The sequence below is a fragment of the Streptomyces sp. NPDC017225 genome, from assembly GCF_044331465.1.
GTDB lineage: Bacteria > Actinomycetota > Actinomycetes > Streptomycetales > Streptomycetaceae > Streptomyces.
Map to the genome: position 1 here is coordinate 447,408 of NZ_JBIRNE010000001.1, position 16,212 is coordinate 463,619.

General features: G+C 72.6%; 18 protein-coding genes. 12 read left to right on the forward strand and 6 right to left on the reverse strand.

The window, feature by feature from the left end; translation table 11 throughout:
• The first annotated feature begins 29 nt into the window (after window positions 1-29).
• From ACH4NX_RS01895 to ACH4NX_RS01925, 7 genes are all read left to right on the forward strand, one after another.
• The gene (locus tag ACH4NX_RS01895) at window positions 30-1,322 is read left to right on the forward strand and encodes a PucR family transcriptional regulator (RefSeq protein WP_398127345.1); all 1,293 of its coding nucleotides are present in this window, start codon (window positions 30-32) and stop codon (window positions 1,320-1,322) included.
• A gap of 454 nt (window positions 1,323-1,776) precedes the next feature.
• The gene (locus tag ACH4NX_RS01900; protein WP_351401853.1) at window positions 1,777-2,568 is read left to right on the forward strand and encodes an ABC transporter ATP-binding protein; all 792 of its coding nucleotides are present in this window, start codon (window positions 1,777-1,779) and stop codon (window positions 2,566-2,568) included.
• On the forward strand, window positions 2,565-3,365 hold the full coding sequence (locus tag ACH4NX_RS01905) for an ABC transporter ATP-binding protein (RefSeq protein ID WP_398127346.1): 801 nt from the start codon (window positions 2,565-2,567) through the stop codon (window positions 3,363-3,365). Before ACH4NX_RS01900 ends, ACH4NX_RS01905 begins: the two co-directional genes overlap by 4 nt.
• Window positions 3,362-4,258, forward strand: a complete 897-nt coding sequence (locus tag ACH4NX_RS01910; RefSeq protein ID WP_351401849.1) for a branched-chain amino acid ABC transporter permease — start codon at window positions 3,362-3,364, stop codon at window positions 4,256-4,258. Before ACH4NX_RS01905 ends, ACH4NX_RS01910 begins: the two co-directional genes overlap by 4 nt.
• Window positions 4,251-5,387, forward strand: a complete 1,137-nt coding sequence (locus ACH4NX_RS01915) for a branched-chain amino acid ABC transporter permease (RefSeq protein WP_351401847.1) — start codon at window positions 4,251-4,253, stop codon at window positions 5,385-5,387. Before ACH4NX_RS01910 ends, ACH4NX_RS01915 begins: the two co-directional genes overlap by 8 nt.
• Window positions 5,384-6,664 (forward strand): ABC transporter substrate-binding protein, encoded by a 1,281-nt coding sequence (locus ACH4NX_RS01920; RefSeq protein ID WP_351401845.1) that lies wholly within the window; start codon window positions 5,384-5,386, stop codon window positions 6,662-6,664. Before ACH4NX_RS01915 ends, ACH4NX_RS01920 begins: the two co-directional genes overlap by 4 nt.
• 146 nt (window positions 6,665-6,810) lie before the next feature.
• Entirely contained in the window at window positions 6,811-7,629 is an 819-nt protein-coding gene (locus ACH4NX_RS01925; protein WP_351401843.1) for an SAM-dependent methyltransferase, read from the forward strand.
• A gap of 29 nt (window positions 7,630-7,658) precedes the next feature.
• Here the strand turns inward: ACH4NX_RS01925 and ACH4NX_RS01930 are convergent, their stop codons facing one another.
• Together ACH4NX_RS01930 and ACH4NX_RS01935 are read right to left on the reverse strand one after the other, a co-directional pair.
• Window positions 7,659-8,579 carry a helix-turn-helix transcriptional regulator gene (locus tag ACH4NX_RS01930; RefSeq protein ID WP_351401841.1) on the reverse strand — a complete coding sequence of 307 codons (921 nt, stop codon included), beginning with the start codon at window positions 8,577-8,579 and terminating at the stop codon, window positions 7,659-7,661.
• A 153-nt stretch (window positions 8,580-8,732) separates the two neighbouring features.
• On the reverse strand, window positions 8,733-8,960 hold the full coding sequence (locus tag ACH4NX_RS01935) for a DUF397 domain-containing protein (protein ID WP_345590422.1): 228 nt from the start codon (window positions 8,958-8,960) through the stop codon (window positions 8,733-8,735).
• A 523-nt stretch (window positions 8,961-9,483) separates the two neighbouring features.
• Here ACH4NX_RS01935 and ACH4NX_RS01940 point away from each other — a divergent pair.
• The 3 genes from ACH4NX_RS01940 (at window position 9,484) to ACH4NX_RS01950 (ending at window position 12,493) form a co-directional block, all read left to right on the forward strand.
• The gene (locus ACH4NX_RS01940) at window positions 9,484-10,035 is read left to right on the forward strand and encodes a hypothetical protein (protein ID WP_351401839.1); all 552 of its coding nucleotides are present in this window, start codon (window positions 9,484-9,486) and stop codon (window positions 10,033-10,035) included.
• A 237-nt stretch (window positions 10,036-10,272) separates the two neighbouring features.
• A complete protein-coding gene (locus tag ACH4NX_RS01945; RefSeq protein ID WP_351401837.1) occupies window positions 10,273-12,042 on the forward strand; it encodes an ABC transporter ATP-binding protein in 1,770 nt (589 codons plus the stop codon).
• A 187-nt stretch (window positions 12,043-12,229) separates the two neighbouring features.
• Window positions 12,230-12,493 (forward strand): DUF5133 domain-containing protein, encoded by a 264-nt coding sequence (locus ACH4NX_RS01950; RefSeq protein WP_351401835.1) that lies wholly within the window; start codon window positions 12,230-12,232, stop codon window positions 12,491-12,493.
• 82 nt (window positions 12,494-12,575) lie between these two features.
• Here ACH4NX_RS01950 and ACH4NX_RS01955 read toward each other — a convergent pair whose 3' ends face one another.
• Entirely contained in the window at window positions 12,576-13,544 is a 969-nt protein-coding gene (locus tag ACH4NX_RS01955; protein WP_398127347.1) for a GlxA family transcriptional regulator, read from the reverse strand.
• A 234-nt stretch (window positions 13,545-13,778) separates the two neighbouring features.
• Between ACH4NX_RS01955 and ACH4NX_RS01960 the strand changes: the two genes are divergently transcribed.
• Window positions 13,779-14,216, forward strand: a complete 438-nt coding sequence (locus ACH4NX_RS01960) for a hypothetical protein (protein ID WP_398127348.1) — start codon at window positions 13,779-13,781, stop codon at window positions 14,214-14,216.
• A gap of 108 nt (window positions 14,217-14,324) precedes the next feature.
• The gene (locus ACH4NX_RS01965; RefSeq protein WP_279565280.1) at window positions 14,325-14,543 is read left to right on the forward strand and encodes a hypothetical protein; all 219 of its coding nucleotides are present in this window, start codon (window positions 14,325-14,327) and stop codon (window positions 14,541-14,543) included.
• Between the two features lie 31 nt (window positions 14,544-14,574).
• Here ACH4NX_RS01965 and tgmB read toward each other — a convergent pair whose 3' ends face one another.
• The 3 genes from tgmB to ACH4NX_RS01980 all read right to left on the reverse strand — a co-directional run bounded on the left by tgmB (window position 14,575) and on the right by ACH4NX_RS01980 (window position 16,212).
• Window positions 14,575-15,561 (reverse strand): ATP-grasp ribosomal peptide maturase, encoded by a 987-nt coding sequence (gene tgmB / locus ACH4NX_RS01970; protein WP_351401827.1) that lies wholly within the window; start codon window positions 15,559-15,561, stop codon window positions 14,575-14,577.
• A 16-nt stretch (window positions 15,562-15,577) separates the two neighbouring features.
• Window positions 15,578-15,769: a putative ATP-grasp-modified RiPP gene (gene tgmA, locus ACH4NX_RS01975; RefSeq protein WP_031015809.1), complete on the reverse strand. Its 192-nt coding sequence runs from the start codon at window positions 15,767-15,769 to the stop codon at window positions 15,578-15,580.
• Between the two features lie 119 nt (window positions 15,770-15,888).
• On the reverse strand, window positions 15,889-16,212 hold the full coding sequence (locus ACH4NX_RS01980) for a YkvA family protein (protein WP_398127349.1): 324 nt from the start codon (window positions 16,210-16,212) through the stop codon (window positions 15,889-15,891).

Genomic DNA, 16,212 nt, shown 5'->3' on the forward strand with positions numbered 1-16,212 from the left:
CCGCCAGCCCTGGCCTGGGGAGGACCGCGATGCAACACGCCGTACGGTCACGAGGAGCGATCCGCGTCGGGCTGACGCCCGTACCACGCCCGCGGACACCGAGCGTCGCGTCGTTGATGGACGCCGACGCCCTGCGTGTCCTGCACCGGGCCGCCCGCGCCCTGCTCGACGACCTGCCCGACCTGACCGACCGGCTGGTGGCCCTGCTGCACGAGCAGGAGCCCGCGTACCGCGCGGCCATCACCAAGGACCCCACCGCCACCTGGCAGGAGGCCCAGCGCTCGCTGCGGCACAGCGTGGCCTCGCTGCTCGACCCCCGTGGCGCGCGGGACGCGGCCCGCCGCTGCTCCTGGCGGATCGGCGCCACCCGCGCCGAACAGGGCCTCCCCCTGGACGCCCTGCTGCACGCCTTCCGTCTCGGCGGCTCCCTGGTCTGGCAGCGACTGGTCGAGGAGACCTCCCGCACCGCGCCCGAGGACGTACGTCTCCTCGTGCACGTGGCCGCCGACGTGTGGAACTTCGTCGACGAGCACTGCACCATCGTCGCCGACGCCTACCGGCAGACCGAGTGGCAGATCGGCCGGCGCCGTGAGAACCGGGCCCGGCTGCTGGCCGCCGGTCTGCTCGACGGCACCAGCCGCATCGCCGACCTGCCCGAGGCAGCCCAGGTGCTGGGCCTGCCGGAGCAGGGCCGGTACGTCGTCGTCGCCGTCACCGGCGTGCACTCGGCGCGATCCGACGCCGCCCGCGCCGCCGCCGTACCGTCCGGCACCCGCGTCCACTGGCACGCCGGGGCGGAGGCCGACTACGGCATCGTCCTGGTCGGCGCCGGCGACGAGGGGCTCCCGGAGCCGGAGGAGCCCGGGGCCGGGTCCGCGCCGCGCGCCCCGGTCCCCGGCCTGCGGATCGGCGTCGGCAGCGCGGTCGTCGGACTCGCCTCCGTCGGCGACGGCCGAAGACTGGCCGACACCGCGCTGGACATCTGCCCGGAGGCCGGCGGCACGGTCCGGCTCGCCGACCACCTTCCCGCCGCCCTGGTCGTCTCCAGCCCCGAGCTCGGCCGGGCACTCGCCGAGAGGGTCCTCGGCCCCCTGCTGCGCCTGGAACCCGCCGACCGGGAGGTACTGCTGGACACCCTCACCACCTGGCTCGACTGCGACGGCTCGGCACAGCGGGCCGGCGAACGCCTCTACTGCCACCGCAACACGGTCCTCAACCGCCTCCGCCGCTGCGAGCAGCTGACCGGCCGGTCCCTGGCCCGCCCGGCCGACGTGGTCGAGATGAGCCTGGCCCTGACCGCCCGGCGCGTCCTGCGCGACTGAGGGACGCGCGGACCCGGATTCCCGGCTTCCGTAGCGCGCCGGACACGCGCCCGCGCCGCACGCCGCAGGTCCCGGCGTGCGGCGCGGAGGCGTGTCCGGCGCGAGTGGTGTTCCCGCGGGCGGGGCGCGGCGCCCCCGCGTCCGCCGGTGCGTCACCGGCCGGGGGCGCTGCTCCGGGCGCCGGCGCCCCGCGCCCCCGGCGGACGCGGGGCGCCGTCTCCCGCCAAGGGCCCGTGGCCCCGCCCCCCCCGGGAGTCCCCGCGCCCGCGTCGTGGGTGCTCCCGTCCCGGCCCCCGCCGTCCGCCTCTGGGCATCCGCACAGACTCTCCGGCCGGGGACTGGGACGCCGCAGCGACCCGGGCCGCGGCTCTGTACCGCCACCGGCGCGCGTGCTGTCGTGAGCTCCCCCCTTCCCCTCACCGTGCCGGTCTCGGCCCGGTCCCAAGGAGCCGTGATGCCCGCAGCACCACCGGACGGCGAACCCGCGCTGCACGTCGAGAGTCTCGACGTGACGTACGGGCGCGCACTGTCCGCCCTCCGTTCCGTGTCCCTGACCGTCCCGCACGGCGGCGTCGTCGCACTGCTCGGTGCCAACGGCGCCGGCAAGACGACGCTGCTGCGGGCCGTGTCGGGCACACTGCGCCTGCACCGCGGCGCGATCACGGCCGGTCGCGTCCGCTACGGCGACACGTCTCTCGACGGCCGGGACCCGGTCGCCGCCGTACGCGCCGGAGTCGTACAGGTCCCCGAGGGCAGGCGGGTGTTCGCCGGACTCACCGTCGACGAGAACCTGCGGGCCGGCGGGCTCGGTCTGAACCGGCGTGCCCCGGCCCAGGTCCGCGAGGCCCGGGAGCGGGTCTTCACCCTCTTCCCGCGGCTCGCCGAGCGCACCCGCCAGGCGGCGGGCCTGCTGTCCGGCGGCGAACAGCAGATGCTGGCCATCGGCCGCGCCCTGATGGCCGCGCCCCGCCTGCTCCTCCTCGACGAACCCTCCCTCGGACTCGCCCCGCTGATGGTGGAGCGCATCGCCGAGGTCGTCCGGGAGATCAACACCCAGGGCACCGCCGTACTCCTCGTCGAACAGAACGCCGGCATGGCGCTGTCGCTCGCGGAACACGCCCACGTCCTCGAGGTCGGCGAGGTCAGGCTGTCCGGGCCCGCCGGCGAACTCGCGCGGACGGACGCCGTACGCCGCCTCTACCTGGGCGACACCACCGAGGGCACCGACAGCAAGGGGGCCGCGTGACCACCCGTACCGCCGCACCCCCCGCACTCGAGGTCCGGAACGTGACCGTGCGCTTCGCCGGCCTCATCGCCCTCGACGACGTCTCCTTCACCGTCGCCCCGGGCACCGTGCACGCCGTCATCGGCCCCAACGGCGCGGGCAAGTCCACCTGCTTCAACGTCCTGTCGGGGCTGTACCGGCCCACCGCCGGCACCGTACGGCTCGGCGGCGGCGAACTGACCCGGCTCGCCCCGCACAGGATCGCCGCCCTCGGAGTGGCCCGCACCTTCCAGAACATCGTCACCACCCAGGGCACCGTCGCCGACAACCTGATGCTCGGCCGCCACGCCCTGTCCCACGCCGGCTTCGCCGCCAGTGCCCTGCGGCTGCCGCGCGCCGTGCGCGAACAGCGCGAACACCTCGCCAAGGCCCGCGAGATCGCCGAACTCACCGGCCTGGGCGCCCACTTCGACGCACCCGTCGCCCTGCTGTCCTACGGCGACCGCAAGCGGGTCGAACTCGCCCGCGCCCTCTGTCTGGAGCCCCGTGTACTGCTGCTCGACGAACCCGTGGCCGGCATGAACGCCGCCGAACGCACCCGCATGACCGAAGTCGTCCGGGAGATCCGCGCCGAACTCGGCCTGTCCGTCGTGCTGGTCGAGCACGACATGGGCCTGGTCATGCGGCTCGCCGACGACGTCACCGTCCTCGACTTCGGCAAGGCCATCGCCCACGGCACCCCCGACCAGGTCCGGCGCGACCCCGAGGTGCTGCGCGCCTACCTCGGCACCGGCACCACCGGGGAGGACGCGGCATGACCGGCTTCCTCGACAACCTCCTCAACGGCCTCGCCCTCGGCTCGGTGTACGCGCTGATCGCCCTCGGCTTCGTCACCATCTTCAAGGCGTCCGGCGTCCTGAGCTTCGCGCACGGCTCACTCCTGCTGCTCGGCGGCTACCTCGTCGCCGTGCTCCACGACGACATCGGCTTCGCCGGGGCGCTGGCCGTCGCGGTCCTCGCGACGGCCGCCGTGGCCGGGGCGCTGGACCGGCTGGTGCTGCAACGGGTCGGGACCGACCCGCAGGCCGCCCACGTCCAGACCATCGTCACCATCGGCATCGACATCGTCCTGGTGACCGACCTGGCCCGGCGCATCGGCGGCGACCTCCTGCCGCTCGGCGACCCCTGGGGCAACTCGGTGACCGACCTGGGCCCGGTGACCGTCGCCGACAGCCGCATCGCCGCGATCCTGGTGTCCGCCGTGGCCATCGGCGGTGCCTTCGCCCTCTTCCGGTTCACCCCCTGGGGCCTGTCGCTGCGCGCGGCGGCCGAGGACGGTGAGGCCGCCGCCCTGATGGGCGTACGGCTGACCCGCGTACGCACCGTCGCCTGGTGCCTGGCCGGCGGCCTCGCCGCGCTCGCCGCGGTCTTCCTGGTCGCCTTCCCGGCACCGGGGCTGGAGCGCACCACCGGCCAGATCGCCCTGAAGGCCTTCCCGGCCGCGATCCTCGGCGGCATGGCCTCCCCGGTCGGTGCCCTGGTCGGCAGCATGCTGATCGGCCTCACCGAGGCCTTCGTCGCCGGATACCAGTCCGATCTGCACGTCCTCGGCGAGGGCTTCGGTGACGTCGCCCCGTACGCCGTGATGGTGCTGGTCCTCCTGGTGCGCCCGGCCGGACTCTTCGCGGCGAAGGGAGCGGCCCGTGTCTGACCTCCGTTCCGTCCTCGTCAAGCGCGGCGGACTCCTGCTGCCCGCCCTCCTCCTGTGCGCCCTGCCCTTCTACCTGGACGCCTTCTGGCTGCGCATCGGCCTGTTCTCCATGGCCGCGGCGATCGGCGCCGTCGGGCTCGGCCTGCTCAGCGGCACCGCGGGGCAGCTCTCCCTCGGGCACGCCTTCTTCCTCGCCGTCGGCGCCTACGGCTACGTGTGGCTGGCCGGGGAGTCCGGGCCGGGGCTGCCGCCGGCCGTCGCGCTCGTCCTCGCCGTGCTGCTCGCCGGTGCGGCGGGCGGACTGTTCAGCCCGGTCGCGGGCCGGGTGAAGGGCATCTACCTCGGCGTGGCCACCCTCGCCCTGGTCTTCCTCGGCCACCACGTCCTGCTCACCGCGGACTCCGTCACCGGCGGCTTCAACGGAAGCTCGGTGCCGCCACTGGAGCTCGGCGGCTTCACCTTCGCCGAGTCCGACCCGGAGCTGACGGTCCTGGGCGTGCCGTTCGGCGCCGAGGAACGGCTCTGGTACCTGGGCCTCGCCCTGTTCGCGCTCACCTGGTTCACCGCGCGCGGCCTGCTGCGCGGACGGCCCGGACGCGCCCTGGTGGCGCTGCGCGACAGCGAGACCGCGGCGTCCGTGATGGGCGTGCACGTGGCGAAGTACCGCTCGGCCGCCTTCGTCGTCTCCTCGATGTACGCGGGCCTCGCCGGCGTCCTGCTCGCCCTCTCCTTCCGCCGCGTCGTGCCCGACTACTTCTCCCTCCTCCTCTCCGTCGACTACCTCGCCATGATCGTCATCGGCGGCCTCGGCTCCGTGGCCGGAGCCACCGCCGGCGCCGTCTTCGTCACCGCGCTGCCGCTGCTGATGACGCGCTACGCCGACCAGCTGCCGCTGGTGGCCACCCCGGGCTCCGGCGACGGCTCCATCGGCCCGACCGAGGCCTCCCGCTACCTCTACGGCGCGGCGATCGTCGTGATCCTCCTCTACGCCCCCGACGGCCTGCACGGGCTGGCCCGCCGGACCCGCGCCCGCCTGCGCCGCAAGCCACCCGCCACCGGCCCTTCCGACGCCTCAGCCACGCCCCCGACCCCCGACACCGCCGCACGAGCCAAGGAGCACACCCCGTGAACGTCACGCACACGAGGCCCCGTACCGCCCGGACCGCCGCCCTCGCCGCGGCACTGGCCGCCGTGCTGCTCGCGGGCACCGCCTGCAGCACCAAGTCGGAAGGCGGGAGCACCGAGGACGGCGCCGACGGCGTCAAGGCCGGCCCGGGAGTCAGCGACAAGGCCATCAAACTCGGCGCGCTGACCGACCTCACCGGCCCCTACGCCACCCTCGGCAAGAGCATCGTGCAGGCCCAGCAGATGTGGGCCGACGAGACCAACGCCGCGGGCGGCATCTGCGAACGCGAGGTCGAGATCGTCGTCAAGGACCACGGGTACGACGTGCAGAAGGCGGTCACCGCCTACGCCGACATCTCCCCGGACGTCGTCGCCCTGCCCCAGGTCATCGGCTCGCCGGTGGTCGCGGCCCTGCTCGACGACATCCAGCGGGACGGCATGCTGACCTTCCCGCAGGCCTGGGCCGCCTCCCTGCTCGGCATGGACGCCGTACAGGTTCTCGGCACCACCTACGACCTCGACATGATCGCCGCCGTCGACTTCCTGACCCGCTCCAAGAAGATCGCCGAGGGCGACACGATCGGCCACGTGTACTTCGAGGGAGACTACGGCGCCAACGCGCTGGAGGGCTCCGAGTGGGCCGCCGAGCAGGCGGGGGTGAAGGTGGTCGGCCAGAAGATCAAGGCCACGGACACCGACCTGACCGCGCAGGTGTCGGCGCTGAGCAAGGCGGGGGTGAAGGCGGTCCTGATCAGCGCGGGCCCCGCCCAGACCGCCTCCCTCGCCGGTGTGGCCGCCGCCCGGGGCCTCAAGGTCCCGATCGTCAGCAGCGCCCCGGGATACTCCCCGCAGCTGATGAAGACGCCCGCGGCGCCGGCGCTGGAGGCCATGGTCCACGTGGTCAGCGCCGCACCCGCGGTCAGCTCCGAACTGCCGGGCGTCAAGAAGATGGTCGCCTCCTACAACGCGAAGTACCCGGGCGAGCCGGTCGACTCCGGCGTGCTCTCCGGGTACAACGCCGCCCAGCTGTTGGGCGCCGACCTCAAGAAGGCCTGTGAGGGCGGCAGCCTCACCCGGGAGGCCGTGGTGAAGGCGCACCGTTCGCAGAAGAACGCCGACACCGGCCTCGGCACCCCGCAGAACTTCACCTACGTGACAGCGCCGGCCAGCCGGTCGACCTACGTGCTGAAGCCCGACGCCAAGGCCGTCGGAGGCCTGGTCGGAGTGGAGGAGGCCCACAAGGCGCCCGGCGTCGACGCGTACCTGGCCGCACGCGGCTGACCTCGCCGAGTGACCGCCAAGTCGCCTACCACGCGGGCGCCTTGGCGGTCACTCCGTCCAAGTACTGGTTTCCCTGAAGACCAGGTCCTTAAGATGTACTCTCTGTCATGCCAGAGCAGTTGGCGCGGTACGGAGCTGGGGGAACGATGCAAGCCGACAAGCGGTTGTCCACGGAAATCGACGCCAACGTGCCAACGGCCGCGCGCATGTACGACTACTACCTGGGCGGCAAGGACAACTACGCGGCCGACCGGTCGGCGGTCGGAGAGCTCGACAAGGTCGTACCCAGCACCCGCCGGCTCGCGCTGAACAACCGGCGCTTCTTGCAGCGGGTCGTCAGGACCCTCGCGGAGGACTACGGCATCCGCCAGTTCCTGGACCACGGATCCGGCCTGCCCACGCAGGACAACGTGCACCAGGTCGCGCAGCGCATAGCCCCCGAATCCCGCGTCATCTACGTCGACAACGACCCGATGGTGCTGGTCCACGGCCGGGCTCTGCTCGACCAGAACGACCGGACCGCCGTGATACACGCCGACATGCGTGCGACGGAGGAGATCTTCGCCCATCCGGACACCGAGCGCCTGATCGACTTCTCGCAGCCGGTGGCCGTGCTGTTCAACTCGGTCTTCCACTGCATCCCGGACAGCGACACCGACGGCCCGATGGCGGTCGTCCGCCGCGTGACCGAGCGGCTCGCGCCCGGGAGTTACGCGGTGATGTGCCAACTGGTCAGCGAGGACGCCGAGGTCCGCAAGTTCGTCACGGACTTCATGGCCGAGGCGACACAGGGGAACTGGGGCCGGGTCCGCGAGCCGAAGGACGTGGAGGCCCTCTTCGAAGGCATGGACGTCCTGGAGCCCGGCCTGGTCGAGGTCTCCACCTGGCGTCCGGACAGTGACGTGGTCCCGCGCCAGCTCACCGACGAGTGGATCGAGTTCGGCGGTCTGGGCCGCCTGCGCTGACAGACGGAGGGGACGCCGCCGCCGCCGCGCTACGTCGCGGGGTAGCGCAGCGCCATCGTCTCGCGCAGCAGGTCCAGTGACTCGCGCGGAGTCAGCGCCTCGTCGGCCAGTCGGTCCAGGGCGACCCGGTACTCCTCGGTCTCGTCGCGGTCCTCGAGGAAGTTGGCGCTCCTGATGTGCTCGAGGTAGACCACGTCGGGCAGATCGATGCCGCCGAAGCGCAGATAGGTGACCGGTATCGCGGGTGCCGACGCGTTCGTCACGTCGAGCGGCACGATCTGCAGCGTCACATGGGGTTGCCCGGCCGTCTCGACGAGACGCGCCAGCTGTTCCCGCATGATCTCTCGGCTGCCCAGCACGCGCAGCAGCACGGACTCGTCGATGATCGCCCAGAGCTGCGGGGCGTCACCGCGACGCAGCAACTCCGTGCGGCGCGTGCGGAGTTCGACACGGCGCTGGACCTCGCCGGCCGGTGCGTTCGGCAGGCCGCGCTCGACCACGGCCCGGGTGTAGGCGGCCGTCTGGAGCAGGCCGGGGACGTACTGGATCTCGAAGGTCCGGATGGTCGCCGCGGCCTCCTGGAGGCCGACCAGACGGTCGAACCACTCGGGCATCAAGCGCTTGTCGTACCGCTGCCACCAGCCGGGTTCCCCGGCGCGTCGCAACAGCTTGACCAGTACCGAGGTCTCGTAGGCGTCGGTTCCGTACCGCTTCAGCAGCGCGCGGACGTCGGTCTCCGTCGGGGGCCTGCGGCCCTTGCCCGACTCGATGCGCGAGAGCTTGGCCGCGCTGAACCCGAGGTCACGTGCCGCCTGCTCCTGGGACAGACCGGCGTCCTCGCGGAAGCCCGCCAGCTGAACGCCGACGAGCATCTTCAGCAGAGTCGGCGCCGGCTCGGCCCGGTCCAGGTAGGGTTCGAGTCGGGAGAGGTGAGGCGACGCGGCGGACATCCTGACTCCCAGCAGACCGGCAGACTTGAGAAAACACACTATCTCACCTTGACGCTGTTCGCCGCATCCGTCGGTGGAAAAAGGGTAGTTGAGCCGGTTGGGTGGCCAGGCTCGCCCCTCTCCCGGCCGATGCCGGTCAGGCGCCCTCTCGCCTCACAGCAGGTGGTCGAACTCGCCCTCCTTCGCCCCGGCCAGGAAGGCGGCCACCTCCGCGGGGGTGTAGACGAGCGCGGGGCCGTCCGGGTCGCGGGAGTTGCGCATCGCGATGCCTCCGTCCACGGAGGCGACCTCGACGCAGTTGCCCTCGGCATTGCTGTGCCGGCTCTTCGTCCAGCTGGCGTCCAGGGAGCTGGCCCGCACTCCGTTGCGCACTGGTGGCACCGCGGTCTCCTTGCCGTCCGGGGGAGCGGACCGAGTCCCGTCGGTCTCCGTGCGCTCCCGTCCGATTCTTTTCGCGCAATTTCTCGTGCAATTGCACGCGAACGCTGTCAGCGTGGATAATAGCCGTGGCGTCAACCCCCTGGCGGACGCCCCCACATGACGTCGGATCAGGGAGATGCCGTGTCGTCACCTGCGCGTCCAACGCTCCGGTCGCCCGGTGAAGCCGTGCCGCAGGCAGGCCCGGCAGGGCGGTCCGGCGGACTGCCGCACCTGGCACGGCCGGGACGCGTCCTGCGATCCGGCCACCTGATGCCGACCGTCTTTGGCCCCCGGGCCGGCGCACCCGTGTCCACCCCGTCCGGCGGCTCCGCGCCCCAGGAGCACGGACGCGGCCCGTGCGGCGGCGACGCCCTCACGAAGGGCCGGGGCCGGACCCCGGGGCCTCCGGCGGGCAGGACCGTCCCGGTCGAGTCGCCGACCCGCCCCCTCACCTGACCCGACTGCCGCGGAAGGGCCCCACACCATGCGCAGCGCTCCGACACCCGAGCCGAGCACCCGGCGCACCGACCGTCACACGCAGCCGCCCGGCTCGTCCAGGTCCGCAGCCGCCCCCCTGGCGGGGCTGGACGGCGTGCCCTGGAGCGAGATCCAGGACTCCAGTGGCTCGGCCGCGGCCATTCCCCGGCTGCTGCGCAAGGTCGCCTGCGGTGACGCGGAAGCCGCCGGTGCGGCCCTCGGCGATCTACGGAAGCGCATCTGCCAGTACGGCTTCGTCGTCGAACAGGCGACCGCCGCCACCGTTCCCTTCCTCTGGGAACTGGCGCAGCGCCCTCAGGTGAGCTGCCGGGCGCAGATCATCCAGCTGCTCAAGAACATCGCCGACGCCCGGCAGTGGGAGACCACCGCCACCGCCTACCCCAAGCTGCTCAACCACCGGGAGAACCCCGTGGCATGGGAGCGCGCGGCACGGCAGGCCGTCCGCGCCCGGCGCGGCGAGCTGGAGCGGCTGCTGGCCGAGGACGACAGCGAGATCACCCGGGCCACGACCGAACTGGCCCGCACGCTCGGAGACTGAGACCGGCACCGCGGACCGGATCAGCGCACTCGGAGACCGGGGCCCGCGCCCTCCACGGGGGAGAAGGCGCGGGTCTCTTCCCGGCCCGCCTGCCGGCGCACAGACGCACACGTGCCGACGTGCCGAAGTACCGGCGTACCGACCCGCGGGACGGTGTGGCGTACTCCTCGCCGAAAGGGTAGGAAAGCGCGGATGGGAAAGCGCTTGCCCCACTCGGTCACCAGGAGGACCGCGCCCATGGCGTCGCCGCTCGAAAAACCGCTCGATCACCGCTACCGGGGCGAACACCCGATACGCACGCTCGTCTACCTGTTCCGCGCCGACCGCCGCCGCCTGGCCGGGGCGGTCGTCGTCTTCACCGTCAAGCACAGCCCCGTGTGGCTGCTGCCCCTCATCACCGCGTCCATCATCGACACCGTCGTCCAGCGCGGTCCGATCGGCAACCTGTGGACCAGCACCGGGATCATCATGTTCATCCTGGTGGTCAACTACCCACTGCACGTGCTGTACGTCCGACTCCTGTACGGCAGCGTGCGCCGCATGGGCACCGCCCTGCGCTCCGCGCTGTGCACACGCATGCAGCAACTGTCCATCGGCTACCACTCGCGCGTCAGCGCCGGCGTGCTTCAGGTCAAGGTGGTCCGGGACGTGGAGACGGTGGAGCAGATGGTGCAGCAGACCGCCGAGACGGGACTCGGCGCGTTCACCGTCCTGACCGGCGGCCTGGTCATCATCGCCGTGCGCACACCCGAGTTCCTGCCCGTCTTCCTCGTCGTCGTACCCGCCGCCTCCCTTCTCGTGGCCCGGCTCCGTGCCCGGCTGCGCAGCCACAACGAACACTTCCGCCACGAGGTCGAGGCCCTGTCCTCGCGGGTCACGGAGATGACCCGGCTCATACCGGTCACGCGCGCCCACGGGCTGGAGCGCAAGGCGCTGCGCCGCATGGACGGCACCCTGGACCGCCTGCTGACCTCCGGCAACCGCCTGGACCTGGTCAACGGCCGTTTCGGCTCGCTGGCCTGGGTCGTGCTCAACGTCGTCGGCGTGCTGGTCCTCGCGGGCGCCGCGCTGATCTCGTACTACGACGTGTGGGGAGTCACCGCGGGGGACGTCGTCATGCTCAGCGCCTTCCTGACCACCCTCACCAACTCCACGACAACGTTGGCAGGGCTGGCCCCGGTCATCACCAAGGGGCTGGAGTCCGTCCGTTCGGTCGGCGAGGTGCTCCAGGCCCCCGAACTGGAGGACAACGAGGGCAAGACGGAGCTCACCTCGCTGCGCGGCGCCGTCACCTTCGAGGGCGTCGGGCACCTCTACGAGAGCGACGGGCGGCCCGCGGTCAGCGACTTCACGCTCGCGGTCCGGCCCGGCGAGACCGTCGCCCTGGTGGGCGCGTCCGGGGCCGGCAAGTCCACCGTGCTCAACCTGGTCATCGGCTTCCTGCGGCCGACCTCGGGCCGGCTGCTGCTCGACGGCACCGACATGAGCACCCTCGACCTGCGCACCTACCGGCGCTTCGTCTCGGTGGTGCCGCAGGAGTCCATCCTCTTCGACGGCACGATCCGGGAGAACGTCGCCTACGGCATGGACGACGCCGACGAGGAGGCGGTGCGTGGGGCGCTGCGGGACGCCAACGCCCTGGAGTTCGTCGACCGGTTGCCGCAAGGCCTCGACACCCTGGTCGGAGAGCACGGCGCACGGCTCTCCGGCGGTCAGCGCCAGCGCCTGGCCATCGCACGGGCGCTGATCCGGGACCCGAAGGTGCTCATCCTGGACGAGGCCACCTCGGCGCTGGACACCCGCTCGGAGGCGCTCGTCCAGCAGGCGCTGGCCCGGCTGCTGCGCGGACGCACCACGTTCGTCGTGGCCCACCGGCTGTCCACCGTGCGGGGCGCGGACCGGATCGTGGTGATGGGTGACGGCCGTATCCAGGAGACCGGCAGCCACGAGGAACTCCTGGGCCGGGGTGGGGCGTACACGGCACTGCACAGCGGCCAGGTCGCCTGAGCGCGGTTGCCTACCGGTCCAGTCCCTGGGCCACCGATTGCGCGCCCACCCGGCCCGGTCGCCGATTCGCGATGACGGTCGGACAGGAAGCGACGGAATCTGGTCAATTGCGAGCAGGGGCGCGCACGGTGTGAATGTTTCGGCCGGGCTCGGGCATACGCAGCGAAACTCGAGAGAGGGGCGCTTCGTGCTCGAACCGGACCCGAGGGTCGTCAGGGAGTTGCTGACGCGGTACGCGTCACTGCGTATCGCTCAGGCGGAGAGGGAGAGGCCGGCGACGGCGCGCGAGCTGACGGACGTCAGCTACACGCTGTGCGTGATGATGGCGACGACCAGCATCCACGAGGCGGTGGCCAAGGCGGACGCGTTGCTGCTCGCCAAGGGACGGACGCCGGATGCCGCTCGCGCGGCGGACCCGGGCGGGGAGAGCGGCCTGTCGCTGGCCGTGTGACACCACCGCACCCGGGGCCCGCCTCGGTTCCGGCCGGTGAGGCCGGTCGGACCAAAGGCGCCGGCCCGGCCCGAGGCGGGCCCTACGCGCGTCCCGCCGGTTCGGACGGTTTACCGTGGAACGCCGCGCGATAGGCGTACGGCGTGGTGCCGACCACCCGGCGGAACCGCTCCCGGAAGGCGGTGGGGGAGCCGAACCCCGACTGCCGCGCGATCCGTTCGATCGAGTGGTCGCCGTTCTCCAGCAGGTACTGGGCACGCCGCACCCGCGCCCGCAGCAGCCACTGCAGCGGCGTGGTGCCCGTCTGCTCGCGGAACCGGCGGCTGAAGGTGCGCTCGCTCATGCCCGAGCGCGCCGCCATCGCCCCGAGGGTGACCTCCTCGGCGAGATTGTCCTCGATCCACTCCAGCAGTGGCTCCAGGTCCGATCCCCGTGGCACGGGCGGACGCTCGTGCACGATGAACTGAGCCTGACCGCCCTCCCGTTCCAGCGGTACGACGCACATCCGGGCGGCGTGCGCGGCGACGGCCGAGCCCAGGTCCCGGCGGATCATGTGCAGGCACATGTCCAGACCGGCGGCGGCGCCCGCCGAGGTGAGGATCTGCCCGTTGTCGACGTAGAGCACGTCCGGGCGCACGTCCACGAGTGGATGGCGCCGGGCCAGCTCCGCCGCCGCGATCCAGTGGGTGGTGGCCCGCAGCCCGTCCAGCAGCCCGGCCTCCGCGAGGACGAAGGCGCCCACGCACACCGACGCGATCCGCGTACCGGCACCGGCCGCCCGCCGCAGCGCCGCGAGGACGGGTTCCGAGGGCGGGCCGTCCTCCTCGGAGCGCCCCGGCACGATGATCGTGTCGGCGGACTCCAGCGCCTCCAGACCCCGGTCGATCCGGAGCGCGAGTCCCTCCGTGTGCACGTCGGGCGACTCCGCGCACAGCCGGACCCGGTACGGGCTGCGCCCGTCGGGCAGCCGCGTCCAGTCGAACGCCTGCATGGGTGCCGCCATGTCGAACGGCACCACGCCGTCGAGGACCAGGATCACCACGGAGTGCATGGGCGCCACGATAGGCGGATTCCCGCCGGGCGCAGAACCCCGGGCACAGCCCTGGTCTCATCGTGTCTCGCCGGACAGGGGGCCGGACACCGCCTGGTGAGAGCGTTGGCGAGAATCCGTTGGAAGCTGTCGTTTCAGCCTCTGTGCGCTCTTCCTGCGGCTTTCTAACGTGGCTCCCACCGCATCGCCCGATCCTGCCTTCTGTCCCTCCACGTCCTGGCCGCCATCATCGCCGTGGGGCCCGTCACCGTCGCGGCCAGCATGTTCCCGCCGGCCGCCCGGCGGGTGGGGGCGGCGCTGCCCGAGGGGGCCGGAGGCGGGACCGGCGCCGGGGACGTGGGCACCGTCCGGCTGCTGCACCGCATCTGCCGGGTCTACGCCGGCCTCGGCATCGCGGTGCCGGTCCTCGGCTTCGCCACCGCGGCGGCGATGGGTGTCCTGGGGGACGCGTGGCTCATCACGTCCATAGCCCTGACCGCGGCCGCCGCCGGAATCCTGGTCGCCTTCGTCCTGCCCCGGCAGGAGGAACTCCTGGAGCGCCTGACCGGCAGGCAGCCCGTCGAGCACGCCCGTACCGCCCGGCTCGCCATGCTCACCGGCCTGTTCAACCTGCTGTGGGCCACCGTCACGGTCCTCATGATCGTCCGGCCCGGCTCCACGACGGGCGCGTGAGCTGCCGTCACCTCCTGGGCCGAATGCACACCACCGGGTGGACGGGCGCCTAGACTGCTCAGTCGCGCCTCCGTGCGGGGGCGGACGACACGAAAGGCACGTTGACGGGTGTTCCAGGATTCTCCCATCTACGACCGACTCGTCGCCGAACGCGGTGACGTCCCCGAGCAGGTGCGACGGGATGCCGAGCGCGTGAGCAGGGAGCTGGAGGTCGTCATGCGCCCACTGCGCTCGCCCGGCCATCTGCCCGGCGCCGAACGACAGCCGTCCCCGGGCGCCGGCTGGCAGCGCACCGCGGCCCTGCTGCCCGGCCCGCGCCCGCACTGAGGGGACGGCGGCCGGTCGCGGATCGCGGGCCTCATCCGGCGACTGTCGTACCCGGGCCGTCCACGCCCGCCGGGTCCTCGGCGCCGGGCCGGGCCAGCCACTCGGCGATGGTGCGGGCGATCGGCTGGCCCGTGTCCACCTCGACGAAGCCGAACTGCCCCGACTGGTTGCACTCCAGGAACCACCAGGTGCCGTCGCCGTCCTCGGCGAAGTCGAGCGCGCCGTAGGACAGGCCCGCGGCGCGAAGGTAGGCGCGGACGGCCTCGGCGACGCGCGGTGGCACCTCGGCGGGCCGCCAGGGCTCGGGGGACGCCGCGAAGCGGACGTCCACGTCGTCGGGGCCCAGGCTCGCGAGGGCCGTCTTCCGGGCGGCCAGCAACTCGTCGCCGACGGCGGTGAGCCGGATGTCGGCACGCTTGGCGACCCGGCGTTGCAGCAGCGTGGGGCCGTGGGCGACGGCGGAGAAGTCGGCCTCGGGCGGCACCCTGCTGGCCGGTACCGCCAGGGGAGGGTCCTGCGGATGCGCGCCGGACACGGGTTTGACCACGAGATCCGGGTAGCGCTCGGCGAACTCGCGCGCCGCCCGAGGGAACGTCGTGATCAGTGTGGCCGGGACGGGCAGCCCGCACCGCTGGGCGAGACGCAGCTGCCAGGGCTTGTACCGGGCCCGGTGCGCCGCGTCGGGCTGGTTCATCCAGCGCGCCCCGCAGTCGCGGAGCATGCCGTAGAGCGCCTGCCCGGACTCCTCGGTCAGCCACGCGGAGGGCTCGGCGGCCCGCGTGGCGGCACCGCCCGGCCTGCGCACCCAGACGGACCGCAGCCCGCCGATGCTCACCAGGCGGCCCCCCGAGGACAGATGGCCCCGGAAGGAGCCGTGCACGAACTCACCGGAGAGCGCGACGGAGTCGGTCAGGTCGGCCGGGTCCAGGCGGACCACCGGTACCCCCGACGCGTTCAGGTGCACGACCACCATGTCCGCGGTGACGTCCTCTTCACAGGTAAGGATCAACACGGTCATTGTCGACGGCCCGTGTTCAGTCGTCGAAGTGAGTCTTCGACCCCGCGGTGGAGGTCGTGGTCCCCAGTTCTCTCAGGAGCGCGTGGTCACCGGCGGCCACCCGCCCGTCCAGAAGCACGTTCAACTGCAGCCCGGAGTCGTAGACGTAGGGAGTAGTGGCCTCCAACTCCACTGCCGGTCGTGCGTAGTTGAGCGCGAACGGTTTCATCGTCTCTCCCTGGTCGGTGCTGCGCCGATCAGGCGAGGGCCCTTGCGCGCCGTCGCCCGGTCCGCCGACTTCCTTCGGCTTCCAGAGACTTATACGAATCGAACGGGTGAATGGTTTCCTCACGCAGCGTAGTCATGGGGCGGGCCGGTGTCCTTCCGCCCGTCCGCTGCGTCCCGCCGCCCGCCGAGAGAGCCCCGTGCGGAGCGCAGCGCGAGCAGCAGCACACCGATGTCGTCCAGGTAGACCGGATCGGGCACCAGGTCCGCCGGCAGCACCAGGTAGAGGACGGCGCCCCAGAAGACCCACCGCGGACCGGTGGGCAGCCCGGCCCGCCTGAGCTCCCGTCGGGTGCGGACCAGCCGCACCAGCACGCCGACCGCCGCCGCGAGGACGATCGCCGCGAGCGACGCCACCGTGACGATCACCACTGTGGCCGTATCCAC